Annotated in this window: 7 protein-coding genes; 2 read left to right on the top strand and 5 right to left on the bottom strand. The window is 60.2% G+C overall.

Annotated features, from left to right (window positions below; genetic code table 11):
* Positions 1–131 precede the first annotated feature (131 nt).
* The 3 genes from F8N62_RS28320 to aceK form a co-directional block, all read right to left on the bottom strand.
* A complete protein-coding gene (locus F8N62_RS28320) occupies positions 132–1,253 on the bottom strand; it encodes a beta-ketoacyl-ACP synthase III (RefSeq protein ID WP_150713776.1) in 1,122 nt (373 codons plus the stop codon).
* A 310-nt stretch (positions 1,254–1,563) separates the two neighbouring features.
* Entirely contained in the window at positions 1,564–5,475 is a 3,912-nt protein-coding gene (hrpA, locus tag F8N62_RS28325) for an ATP-dependent RNA helicase HrpA (RefSeq protein ID WP_150713777.1), read from the bottom strand.
* Between the two features lie 247 nt (positions 5,476–5,722).
* Positions 5,723–7,441 carry a bifunctional isocitrate dehydrogenase kinase/phosphatase gene (aceK, locus tag F8N62_RS28330; protein ID WP_150713778.1) on the bottom strand — a complete coding sequence of 573 codons (1,719 nt, stop codon included), beginning with the start codon at positions 7,439–7,441 and terminating at the stop codon, positions 5,723–5,725.
* A 430-nt stretch (positions 7,442–7,871) separates the two neighbouring features.
* On the opposite strand from aceK, the gene F8N62_RS32005 reads away from it, so the two are divergent.
* Positions 7,872–9,161, top strand: coding sequence for a polymorphic toxin type 44 domain-containing protein (locus F8N62_RS32005; RefSeq protein ID WP_224791428.1), 1,290 nt, complete (start codon positions 7,872–7,874; stop codon positions 9,159–9,161).
* A gap of 523 nt (positions 9,162–9,684) precedes the next feature.
* Complete coding sequence (locus F8N62_RS28345; protein WP_150713780.1) at positions 9,685–10,575, top strand: DMT family transporter; 891 nt, start codon at positions 9,685–9,687, stop codon at positions 10,573–10,575.
* 104 nt (positions 10,576–10,679) lie between these two features.
* Here the strand turns inward: F8N62_RS28345 and F8N62_RS28350 are convergent, their stop codons facing one another.
* Both F8N62_RS28350 and araD1 read right to left on the bottom strand, forming a co-directional pair.
* Positions 10,680–12,260, bottom strand: coding sequence for an aldehyde dehydrogenase (NADP(+)) (locus F8N62_RS28350; RefSeq protein ID WP_150713781.1), 1,581 nt, complete (start codon positions 12,258–12,260; stop codon positions 10,680–10,682).
* Positions 12,261–12,302: 42 nt separating this feature from the next.
* Positions 12,303–13,298: an AraD1 family protein gene (gene araD1, locus F8N62_RS28355; protein WP_150713782.1), complete on the bottom strand. Its 996-nt coding sequence runs from the start codon at positions 13,296–13,298 to the stop codon at positions 12,303–12,305.
* Between the last annotated feature and the right edge of the window lie 18 nt (positions 13,299–13,316).

A 13,316-nucleotide genomic window follows, 5' to 3' on the forward strand; every position in this document is an offset into this window, starting at 1 on the left:
CATCATCCGTCCGATACAGCAGCGCGAGTTTTTTTGTTCACGCAAAAAAGATCGCAGCCTGCGGCAGCTCCTACAAGTGGATTGCGTATCCCTGTAGGAGCTGCCGCAGGCTGCGATCTTTTAAAACAAACTCAGCGCTTGCGCAAAATCACGCTACCAATCGAATACCCCGCGCCAAACGAGCTGAGCACTGCCAGCGAACCGGCCGCCAGATCATCCTGATTCTTGTGAAACGCAATCACCGAACCGGCGGAGCTGGTGTTGGCGTAGGTGTCGAGAATCACCGGGGCTTCTTCCTCGGTGGCTTCGCGACCCAGCAGTTTCTTCACGATCAGGTGGTTCATGCTCAGGTTGGCCTGGTGCAACCAGAAGCGCTTCACGTCGCCGACGTTGAGCTGGTTCTCTGCCAGATGCGCACCAATCAGCTCGGCCACCATCGGGCAGACTTCCTTGAACACCTTGCGGCCTTCCTGCACGAACAGTTTGTCCTTGGCGCCGATGCCCTCTTCCGCCGCGCGGTTGAGGAAGCCGAAGTTGTTGCGGATGTTGTTGGAGAACTTGGTCAGCAGTTTGGTGCTGACCACATCGAACTGGTACTTGGAGATGGCCAGGTCTGCGCGTTCGATGATCACTGCAGTGGCGGCGTCGCCGAAGATGAAGTGGCTGTCGCGGTCACGGAAATTCAGGTGACCGGTGCAGACTTCCGGGTTGACCATCAGGATCGCCCGGGCCTGGCCCAATTGCACGCTGTTGGCAGCGGCCTGGATACCGAAAGTCGCCGAAGAACAGGCCACGTTCATGTCGAAACCGAAACCCTGGATGCCCAGCGCTTCCTGAACTTCAACGGCAATGGCCGGGTAGGCACGTTGCAGGTTGGAGCAGGCGACGATCACGCCGTCGATGTCGGCGGCAGTTTTGCCGGCGCGCTGCAAGGCTTGTTCGGCGGCGCCGATAGCCATCTGACACAGGACCGACCATTCGTCGTTCGAACGCTCCGGCAAGCGCGGCGCCATGCGGTGCGGGTCGAGAATGCCGTCCTTGTCCATCACAAAGCGGCTTTTGATACCGGAGGCTTTTTCGATAAACGCGGCGCTGGACTCGGTCAAGGCCTCGACTTCGCCACGGGCGATGGCGTCGGCGTTGTCGGCGTTGAACAGCGCGACGTAAGCGTTGAAAGACTGCACCAGCTCTTCGTTGGAAATGCTGTTGGCCGGGGTGTACAGGCCGGTGCCGCTGATGACGACGTTATGCATGGTCGTTTCTCTAATCTGTTCAGGCAGAAAGCGTTGGCACCGACGTACCAACACACAAAGGGTCCGTTTCCGTCAGAGGAAGCACACCTGGCATCGCTTTATTCCGAACCGCCCGAACCTTGAAGGGCTCAAAACCGCGGGGCCGGCGTTTATAGGCGCGAAGTTTGCCATAAACGTTGGGGTTTGGCGCCTTTTGCCTTCACCTGTAGGAGCTGCCGAAGGCTGCGATCTTTTGATCTTTGTTTGTCGCGACACCTGAAGATCAAAAGATCGCAGCCTTCGGCAGCTCCTACAGGGAATTGAGGTGTTTTCAGGGTTCGACCTGGCTCCATTGCTTGCTCAAGCGCTTGTCGGAGATTGGCACTTTGGTCCCCAGTTGCTGGGCGAACAGCGAAACCCGGTATTCCTCCAGCCACCAGCGGTACAACTCCAGCTGCGGATCGCGCTTGCCTTCCTGGGCGTGTTTGCTGGCGCGGGCCTGGTATTGAGCCCAGAGACCGGACAATTCGCCGCTCCACACTCGATCCTTTTGCACCTGAGCGCCGAGTTTTTCGAAGCGCTGCTCGATGGCTTTCAGGTAACGCGGCAGCTCCTTGAGCCACTGCATCGGCGTTTCCCGGACAAAACCCGGGTACACCAGATGACTGAGCTGCTGCTTGATGTCGTTCAGGGCCACGGCTTGCGCCAGGTCGATCTTGCCCTTGAAGCGTTTTTGCAGGCCGTGCCAGAGCTTGAGAATCTCCAGGGTCAGCTTCGCCAGACGCTCGGCGTGCTCGGTCCAGCCACCGCGTTTACGCTCGGCCAGCGCCGCCAGCCCGGCACCGTCTCGCGGCAAAGGGTCTTCGCCATCGAGGATGCAGCTGTCGAGACTGGCCAGCAGAATGTCTTCCACCAGGCTGTCGATCCGCCCCATGTCGCGGTACATCAGGCCCAGCTCGGTGAGCCCCGGCAACTTGCCGCGCAGGAACTTCGCCGGTTCCGCCAGTTGCTGCATCAACAAACGCTGTAACGCCCGGCGATGCTGGAACTCAGCTTCGGCCGGCGTCGAGAATCGCCCTTCCTTGACCGTGCCCGCCTCTTCGACCAGCGCCGGATACACCGTCATCGACAGCCCGGCGATCTTCTGCTGAGTCTTTTCCGCCACCGCTGCGAAGACCTTCGCTTCGACCGGCTGCTGACTTTTCGCCGTTTGCGGCACCGCCAATGCCGCCTGACTCGCCTGCGCGAATCGCGCAGTCAGTTGCGCCAGATCACGCCCCTCGCCGAGGAATTTGCCCTGGCCATCGACGATTTCCAGGTTCATCCGCAAGTGACTTTCCACCTGCTGCGCCGCTTCGGCCCAGGCCTCATCGCTGACCCGCGCACCGGTCATGCGCAGCAATTCGCGGCCCAAGGCCTGAGGCAACGAGCCCTCGGCGAAGGTCATGCGTTGCAACGCGGCTTTGACGAAGTCCGGCACCGGCACGAAATTTTTGCGCAGGGCTTTAGGTAAATTGCGCACCAGCGCGATGCACTTGGCCTCGATCACGCCGGGCACCAGCCATTCCAGGCGTTCCGGCGGCAGCATCGGCAATAGCGGCGCCGGCACCCGCAAGGTCACGCCGTCGCGTGGGTGGTTGGGTTCGAAGTGGTAACTCAATGACAGTTCCAGATCACCGATGTGCAAGGTGTCCGGGTAATGCAATGCGGTGACTTCACTGGCCTCGCGGGCCAGCACGTCTTCTTCGCGCATGATCAGTAATTGCGGATCTTTCTGGCTGTTGACCCGATACCAGCTGTCGAAGGTCGCGGTCTGGTGAATTTCCGCCGGCAATCGCGCGTCGTAGAAGGCGAACAGGGTTTCTTCGTCGGCCAGAATGTCACGGCGGCGGGCCTTGGCTTCCAGTTCGTCGAGTTGTTCCAGCAACTGTGCGTTGGCGGTCAGGCACTTGGCTCTGGATTGAATCTCGCCGCGCACCAAGCCTTCGCGAATGAAAAACTCACGGGACACCACCGGATCAATAGGCCCGTAATGCACCGGCCGGCGACCGACCACGATTAGCCCGAACAGGGTGATCTGTTCGAACGCCACAACCTGTCCGCGCTTCTTCTCCCAATGCGGTTCGAAGTGGTTTTTCTTGATCAGGTGCCCGGCCAGCGGCTCGATCCAGTCGGCGTCGATCTTGGCCACCATGCGCGCATACAGCTTGGTGGTTTCCACCAGCTCGGCGGTCATCAGCCATTGCGGACGCTTCTTGCCGAGGCCCGATGACGGGTGAATCCAGAACCGCCGCTGACGGGCGCCGAGGTAATCGCCGTCCTCGGTTTTCTGGCCGATCTGGCTGAGCAATCCGGACAGCACCGCTTTGTGCAGCTTCGGGTAATCCGCCGGCTCTTTATTGAGGCTCAATTGCATGTCGCGGCAGATCAGGCTGAGCTGACGGTGCGAATCGCGCCACTCGCGCAGGCGCAGGTAATTGAGGAAATTCTTGCGGCACCAGTTGCGCAGCGGGCTCGCGGTCAACGCCTGGCGCTGCTCTTCAAAACCACGCCACAGATTGACCAGCCCGGCGAAGTCCGAGTCTACGTCCTTCCATTGTGCGTGGGCCTGATCCGCCGCTTGCTGGCGCTCTGGCGGACGTTCGCGCGGGTCCTGGATCGACATGGCGCTGGCAACGATCAGCACTTCCTGCAAGCTGCCGAGTTTCGCCGCTTCCAGCAGCATGCGGCCCATGCGCGGGTCCACCGGCAAACGCGCCAGGTTACGACCCAGCGGCGTCAGCTGGCTGTTGCGGTCCACTGCCGAGAGTTCTTGCAGCAAGTTGAAACCGTCGCTGATGGCTTTGCCATCCGGCGGCTCGATAAACGGGAAATCGGTGATCTCGCCGAGACGCAGATGGAGCATCTGCAGGATCACGGCGGCAAGGTTGGTCCGCAGGATTTCCGGGTCGGTAAATTCCGGGCGACCGAGGAAATCTTCTTCGCTGAACAACCGCACGCAAATGCCCGGCTCGACCCGTCCGCAGCGGCCTTTACGCTGATTGGCGCTGGCCTGGGAAATCGCTTCGATCGGCAGGCGCTGAACCTTGGCGCGATAGCTGTAACGGCTGATGCGCGCAGTGCCGCTGTCGATCACGTAACGAATGCCCGGCACGGTCAGCGAAGTTTCGGCAACGTTGGTCGCCAGCACCACGCGACGGCCTGGGTGCGACTGGAAAATCCGCTGCTGTTCCGCCGGCGATAACCGCGCGTACAACGGCAGGATTTCGGTGTGCTTGAGCTGGGCCTTGCGCAGCATGTCGGCGGCGTCGCGAATCTCCCGCTCGCCGGGCAGAAACACCAGCACATCGCCGGGGCTCTTGCGCTCGCTGCGTTCGAACGCGGCGATTTCATCGAGGGTGGCGAGGATCGCCTGATCCACGGTCAAGTCATCCTCGACGCGGTTGCCCTCCTCGTCCTGCTCCAGGGTCAGTGGCCGATACCAGGTTTCCACCGGGAAGGTGCGGCCGGAGACTTCGACAATCGGTGCGTCATCGAAATGTTTGGAGAAGCGCTCAAGATCGATGGTCGCCGAGGTGATGATAACTTTCAGGTCCGGACGACGGGGCAGCAGGGTCTTCAGGTAGCCGAGCAGAAAGTCGATGTTCAGACTGCGCTCGTGGGCTTCGTCGACGATGATGGTGTCGTAGCGTTCGAGGTAGCGGTCGTTCTGGGTTTCAGCCAGCAGGATGCCGTCGGTCATCAGTTTGATCAGGGTGTTGGAATCGCTCTGATCCTCGAAGCGCACCTGATAGCCGACCAGCGAACCCAGGGGCGTCGCCAGTTCTTCGGCGACCCGGCTGGCGACACTGCGCGCCGCGATTCGACGCGGCTGGGTGTGGCCGATCAGGCCATGCTGGCCGCGACCGATTTCCAGGCAGATCTTCGGCAACTGGGTGGTTTTACCCGAACCGGTTTCGCCGGCAATGATCAGCACCTGATGCTTGAGCAGCGCCGCTTTGATTTCGTCGCGCTTGGCGGCGATCGGCAAACTGTCGTCGTAACGAATCACGGGCAGGCTGGCTCGCCGCGCCAGCACCTGATCGCAGGACGCCTGCAGGCGCGTCACCCACTGGGCCAGCTTGGCCTCGTCGGGTTTCTTGCGCAGCTCCAGCAACTGCCGCCGCAGCCGGTGGCGGTCGGCGAGCATGGCGTGATCGAGGTTATTCAGCAGTTTGTCGATTGAAGGCGATTCGTCAGTCATCAGGTAAGCAATAAGTCGTCTAGTGGCGCAGGGGGCGGATTGTCGCAGATTTGCGCATGCGGCGACGAATGCAACCTGCTTTTGTGGCGAGGGGATTTATCCCCGTTGGACCGCGAAGCGGTCCCAAAACCCACCGCGAATTGTCAGACAGACCGAATCGAATGGTTGGGCGACTGCTGCGCAGCCGAACGGGGATGAATCCCCTCGCCACAGTAAATCACATCCCCAAAGGGGGTCAGCCGGTGGGTTATTCGTTATCGAGGCCTTTACGCCGATACGGGAACACGTCAATGACCTTGCCGGCGCGAATCGCCTCTTGCAGGCTTTTCCAGTAATCGGCGTTGTACAGCTCGCCATGCAACTCATCAAACAACCTGCGCTGGCCCGAATCGGCAAACAGGAACGGCGGGAACTCCTCCGGGAACACATCCAGCGGCCCAATCGAATACCACGGCTCCGACGCCATCTCGTCTTCCGGCGTACGCGGTTGCGGGATGTGGCGGAAGTTGGCCTCGGTCAGGAAGCAGATCTCGTCGTAGTCATAAAACACCACGCGACCGTGGCGGGTGACGCCGAAGTTTTTCAGCAGCATATCGCCGGGAAAGATATTCGCCGCCGCCAGTTGCTTGATCGCCAGGCCGTAATCTTCCAGCGCTTCACGCACCTGCGCCTCGTTGGCGTTTTCCAGGTACAGGTTCAACGGGGTCATGCGCCGCTCGGTCCAGCAGTGGCGGATCAGCACGGTGTCGCCTTCCACCGACACCGTGGAAGGCGCGACGTCCAGTAGCTCTGCCAGGCACTCCGGGTCGAACTTGCTCAGCGGGAAACGGAAGTCGGCAAACTCCTGGGTATCAGCCATGCGCCCGACGCGGTCGACGCTTTTGACCAGGCGATACTTCTCGATCACCGTCGCGCGGTTGACGTTTTTCGACGGCGAGAAACGGTCCTTGATTATTTTGAAGACCGTGTTGAACCCCGGCAGGGTGAACACACTCATCACCATGCCGCGCACGCCCGGCGCCATGATGAACTGGTCGTCGGTGTTGGCCAGGTGATTGATCAGCGCCCGGTAGAACTCGGACTTGCCGTGTTTGTAGAAGCCGATCGAGGTGTACAGCTCGGCGATGTGCTTGCCCGGCAGGATGCGTTTGAGGAAACCGATGAATTCCGCTGGCACCGGCACGTCCACCATGAAATACGAACGGGTGAACGAGAAGATAATCGAGACATCGGCTTCGTCGGTGATCAACGCATCGATCTGGATGCCGCGCCCTTCAAGGTGCAGCAGCGGAATCGCCAGTGGCCATTGCTCATCTTTGGTATAGATGCGCCCAACCAGGTAGGCGCCCTTGTTGCGATAGAGCACCGAGGAGAACAGCTCGACGCTCAACTCCGGGTCCTTGCACACCCAGTCCGGCAGGTTCTCGCGCAGTTGCGCTTCGAGTCGATGCAGATCGCCGGCCAGGTCGGCGTAGTCCTCGCTGAAGCGGTAGTCGGCAAAAATGCTCGCGAGCATGCCGGACAACTGCCCCTGAGGTTTGTAAGTGCGGGTTTGTGCGGCGCGGGCCCGGCGCAGGCTCGGCCGGGTGGTGTGGATGAACATGCAGCCGTCGCTGATCAGGTCATGGCTGAACAGCCCGCAGAAGATCGAGTTGTACCAGGTCTCGGACAATTCATCGTCGAAGCGCAGGTCGATCAGCGTGATGTACGCGCTCTTGACCAGCGGCCAGCAACTGACGTCCAGCGTGTCGGCATCAAACGCGATGCGCAGCCGTTCTACCGTTTCGCTGACTTTCTCTTCGTAAAGATTGATCCGCGCCGCCGAGGCGACTTGCGTCTCCTGCCACTGCGCCTGCTCGAAACGGGCCCGGGCGCCGTCGGTGATCTGGCGAAAATGCTCGCGGTAATCGTCAAAGCCATCGAGGATCATTCGGGCGATGTCGGCGGCTGGCCATTGCTGCGGCATGGTGAGACCTCTGCGGGAATTCGGGAGCCCTGAGCTTAGCCATTGAAGCGGGTGCAGGAGAAGTGGAATTTTCGGGCAATGAGATTGCCGGCGGCCCAACAAAAAAGGAAAAAGGAGTAGTGAATTTCAGAATAGCCCTACAGCCGACAATTGAACTAACCGCTAGCGTTCGCTTTTCAAAGAAAGTACGAACGCTTTCATGCCGTGTACGTGTGCCCAATGCCGCCCCCGCCCGACCCTGGACGAGCTACGTCGCCAGGAAGCAGACATTCTTCGCTATGAACACGCTCAGGCTCGCGATGAAGCCCGCCGCAATGCAACACCGCAACAGCCACTCGCCCAATCGGAAATCCGCGGCTGCGTTTTCGCAAAATCCTGCGGGTTGCCAGAAGGTGTGATCAACCACAGCAGCCCAAGCGGATTCATTCCCGTGGAATTGCTGACGCAATATGGCGTCTTTGGCGTGCTCGGCAGCGACTCGGCCAGCGCATCGCTGGCATGGTTTGGTGGCTCCATCAGCGCCACGGCCCTGAACGCACGCCTGGGTGGGACGCTGACTGCCGAGCCAGCGAATCTGGATATTCTCGCGCTTGTGCTCGTGTCCGACCTGACCTCAACCGACTGCGCGCTGTACACCCTCGATCAATACACAACGCTCACAACCGCCAAGACCCGCGTCCGACTCCAGGTCGAGCGACTCGCGGACGACTCGGTTCGCGGTTATGGCTTTTACACCGGCAAAAACAAGGAGTGGGAAAACGTACCCGTCATCGCGGCGACCGCAGAGGGCGAGCAATTTGTCGTTGAATTGGGGCAAGGCGTCAAATTGACCTGGACACCCGCCGCAGCGACGCCAATGCCGAAGGTGAAAGACGCGCCGCCATTGCCTCCAGTATGGGTGTACCCGCCGACGGAAATGGCTGGAAAAATCCTCGGTAAACCGGTCTTTCCGCCGGAGTACCAGGACATGGTGGTTTGGTTTCCGAACACCGAAATCCCGCCGTTCTATATATCCTTTTGCATTGCACAGTCGTGCCCTCATCCGGACATGATGGAAGAGTTGGCGGATTACATTGCAGGGGAGATGAACAAAAATATAGGTGATCCCGCTGTTTTGGAGATGAGGAAGCTGATTGATTATGATCACGACTCGGCGGCGAAAGAATTTGCGCGACTACCATGGCCTGCGCGTATGAACGGACCACCTGACTTTGCCAGCATCGCAAAAGCGAAGAAAGTTGCAGCGGCAGCGATATGGACCCGGAAAGTTGGCCAGGATCAAGAATGGGATCACAAGCCAAAACTCCGTCAGCTGTTTCCCGGAGTGCGTCATAAGCAGGGGAAGTACGATTACTACTACGACATTTGGTCGAACGTCCACTACGGTTACGTCGGGATAATCGGTGGACTTTCAGAAAGTGTGCTGCTGGATGGTGCTGGGGCTGAACAGATTGCCTCGGACACCGTGAGAAAAGTAGAGGAATTAAAAAGTAAACCGAAAACGGATAGGACACTTCCCGGCCCTCATCCTTCGGCTAGCCCATGGACCGCATTGCGATCATGGGACGATGTCGCTGATCGGGTATCGATCAGCATCGGAGTGAAGCTCGCCAACCAGTTTCCAGACGGAGGGATTACACCAAGACTAGTGATGGATGAAGTGTTGGCAGTTGCGCCAAACGAGTGGGGAGAAGGTATCAGTGTCCACGTCTGCGATTAAAGGCAAAAAACGATATGGGTGGTGGTTATCGATTCCATTACTGCCTCTGTTAGGGATTGCCATTTGGCACAGCGCACTACCCACTGTAACGGTTCACTACCCTAAAGAAGGTCGGGAAGAGCTACGGTACGTCTGGAATGTCAAAGACCGGATTTATAGGGGACGCATGCCACCCGGGAGTTCCGTAAGTGACAACGGATTTATATTTCCCAATAGCCAATTTTTCATGGAGTTTTCCTGGCAAAGCCAGCGAGGCCGTTGGCATTGCATCAGCGTCACGCCCAAGTGGCCCGAAACCCACATATACCTTGACGAAAATGGCGATATTGAAACCCAAGACGAGTCGGATAATGATCGGTTGAAACAATGCGAGTGGGATTTAGCGAAGCCATAGTCAGCCTTCCCATACCAACGACCAAAATTGCGCCGAAACATTAGGCTAGTAATTTCAATGCCCAGTTAGCGGTTGCCATAGACAAGCCCCTCGGCAACACTCTCGACCCCATCAAGGAAGGAGAGCACCGTGAGCCCTGTCGATACCGTTCGTTTACTGTCGTTGGCGGCCATCTGGGGTGCGAGTTTTCTGTTCATGCGGATCATCGCCCCGGTGATTGGCACTGTACCCACGGCGTTTTTCCGGGTATCGATTGCAGCGGTCGGGTTGTTGGTGATCCTCGGTCTGATGCGGGTCAGCTGGGACTTCAAAGGCAAACTCAAGACCGTGATGCTGCTCGGGGTGATCAACTCGGGGATTCCGGCGACTTTATATTCGGTGGCAGCGCAGGTGCTGCCGGCCGGTTACTCGGCGATTTTCAACGCCACCACGCCGTTGATGGGCGTGTTGATCGGCGGTCTGTTTTTCAGTGAACGACTCACTGCGGCCAAGCTCGGGGGGGTGTTCCTGGGGCTGTTCGGCGTCGGTATCCTGACCCGGGCCGGGCCGGTGGCTTTCGATATGCAATTGCTGATGGGTGCCCTCGCCTGCCTGCTCGCCACCACCTGCTACGGTTTTGCCGGGTTTCTCGCCCGTCGCTGGCTCGATCAGGCCGGTGGTCTCGACAGCCAGCTTTCAGCGCTCGGCAGCATGCTCGGAGCGACGTTGTTTTTGCTGCCGCTGTTCGGTTACAGCGTGATCACCCAGCCTCCCGCGAGCTGGGGTGGCTGGAGCGTGTGGCTGTCGCTGTTGGGACTGGGCCTGGGGTGTACGGCGTTTGCGTACATTATTTACTTTCGCTTGCTGAGCTCGATCGGGCCGTTGAAATCGATGACAACGACGTTCCTGATTCCGCCGTTCGGGGTGCTGTGGGGGGCGCTGTTGCTGGATGAGCCGCTGTCGATGGCGCACATTTATGGCGGGGTGTTGATTGCGGCGGCGTTGTGGTTGGTGTTGAAGCCGGCGGTGGCTGGCAGATAGTTTTGCTGTGTTGCTGATGACGCCTTCGCGAGCAAGCTCGCTCCCACAGGGATTGCGCTGAACCTGTGGGAGCGAGCTTGCTCGCGATGGCGATTGCTCATACGCTAAACGGCCGACTGGCTCACCTCCCCATCCACCAACCGCCGAATCCCCAGCGGATTAGCGTTCTGCAACGCTTCGGGCAGCAATTCATCGGGATAATTCTGGAAGCACACCGGCCGCAGGAATCGATCGATCGCCAGCGTCCCGACTGAGGTTGCCCGGGCATCCGACGTCGCCGGATACGGCCCGCCATGCACCATCGCCTCGCAGACTTCGACCCCGGTCGGATAGCCATTGAGCAAAACCCGCCCGACTTTTTCCTGCAGCAATTCGGCCAGCCAGCGGTACTCCAATAGCTCCCCGGCCTCACCTATCAACGTCGCCGTCAGTTGCCCGCGCAAGCCATTCAGAGCCGCCGAAAGCTGCGCCTGATCATCGACTTCAATGACGATGGTGGTCGGGCCGAACACTTCTTCCTGTAGCAATTCATCGCCCTTGAGCAACAGGCTGACATCAGCCTTGAACACCTGCGGCTGCGCCTGAACACCCTGCTGCGATCTGCCCGCCAGATGCGTCAGGCCGGGGTGCTCGTGCAACTCGCCGAGGCCTTTGCTGTAGCTGACCAGTGCGCCGGCGTTGAGCATGGTTTGCGCCGGCTGTTCGTGCATATTGGCGCAGAACTGCCGCAAAAAATCGCTGAACTGCGGCGAGCGCAACCCGATGACCAACCCCGGGTTGGTGCAGAATTGACCGCAGCCCAGCGTCACCGAACCGGCCAGTTGCGCAGCGATCTGCTCGCCACGCACCGCCAGCGCCTCGGGCAACAGGAACACCGGGTTGATGCTCGACATCTCGGCAAACACCGGGATCGGTTGCGGCCGGGTCGCGGCCATCTGGCTCAGGGCATTGCCGCCCTTGAGCGAACCGGTGAAGCCCACGGCCTGGATCGCCGGGTGCTTGACCAGCCATTCACCAACGCCACCGCCATAAATCATGTTGAACACACCGGCCGGCATGCCCGTGCGTTCGGCGGCGCGCAGGATCGCGTCCGCCACCCACTCGGCCGTAGCCATGTGCCCACTGTGCGCCTTGAACACCACCGGGCAACCGGCGGCCAGTGCCGATGCGGTATCGCCGCCCGCCGTCGAAAACGCGAGCGGAAAGTTGCTCGCACCGAACACCGCCACCGGGCCGATGGCGATGCGGAACTGGCGCAGATCCGGACGCGGCAATGGCTGGCGATCCGGCAGTGCCCGATCAATCCGCGCCCCATAAAAATCGCCGCGCCGCAGGACCTTGGCGAACAGGCGCATCTGGCCACTGGTGCGGCCGCGCTCACCCTGAATCCGCGCGGTTGGCAATGCCGTTTCGCGGCAGACAGTGGCGACGAACTCATCCCCCAGCGCGTCGATTTCATCGGCGATGGCGTCGAGGAATGCCGCACGTTTTTCCGCGCTCAGGTTGCGATAGATCGGGAACGCCGCGGCCGCGGCTGTGGCGGCCGCATCCACTTCCTCGTCGGTTGCCTGGAAGAACGTTCCGGGTAACGGCTCACCGGTGGTCGCGTCGAGGCTTTGCAGTTGCACAGTGCCATTGGCGCTGCGGCGACCGCCGATGTAATTGTGTCCAGGTTGCGTGGTCATCAGGAATTCCTTGACCGGCAGACTGCGCCGGTGATTGAAGGCTTAAAGCGCACGAATCTGGCCGATGGCCAACGGCTGGGCGCCTTCGCCGATACCGTTTTCCAGCGGCGCGCCGAACGCATCGAGGCTGATCTGGAAGCGATCCCCCGGCCGGGTTTTCACGCCGTCGGCAAACGACAGCGTGGCGGTGCCGAAGTAATGCACGTGGACATCGCCGGGGCGCAAAAACTGCGCGTACTTGAAGTGATGGAATTCGAGGTTGGCGAGGCTGTGGCACATGTTGTCTTCGCCGCTGAGAAACTCTTTTTCCCAGAGGGTTTCGCCGTTGCGGACGATGCGGCTGGTGCCGGCCAGATGTTTGGGCAATTCACCCACCCGCAGCTCCGGCCCGTAGGCGCAGAAGCGCAGTTTCGAGTGGGCTAGGTACAGGTAATTGCGCCGCTCCATCACATGGTCGGAGAACTCGTTGCCCAGCGCATAACCGAGGCGATACGGCAGGCCGTCGTCGCCGATCACATAGAGACCGGTCAGCTCCGGTTCTTCGCCGGCATCCTCGGCAAACGGCGGCAGCGGAAAGTCTGCGCCGGGGCGCACGACGATGCTGCCGTCGCCCTTGTAGAACCACTCCGGCTGCGCGCCTACCTGTCCGGCCGCCGGTTTGCCTCCCTCCAGGCCCCACTTGAAAATGCGCATGGTGTCGGTCATGCCGGCTTCAACCGCGCCGTCCTGCTGGTGCATCTTGTCCCGGGCCGACGCACTGCCCAGATGGGTCAGGCCGGTGCCGCTGATCAGGCAGTGCGCCGGGTCTTCGTGGTCCAGCGGCGGCAGGACGTTGCCCTGCTGCAATAGCTCAGCGTAATCCGGACCCGGTTCGGTGCCGCGCTGGGCGACTTCTTCTTGCAGGCTGCGTTTCGCACGGATCGCCGCGAGTGCCAGTTCACGGGTGCTGCGGGTGCCTTTGAGCACCTGGACCTGTGAGCCTTCGACGACGCCGACCTGGCGTTCACCGGCAGTGTTTTCAAATTGAATCAGGCGCATGACGGCCTCCGGAAAGTC

Origin of the sequence: Pseudomonas fluorescens (assembly GCF_902497785.1) — a bacterium.
Lineage (GTDB): Bacteria > Pseudomonadota > Gammaproteobacteria > Pseudomonadales > Pseudomonadaceae > Aquipseudomonas > Aquipseudomonas fluorescens_BO.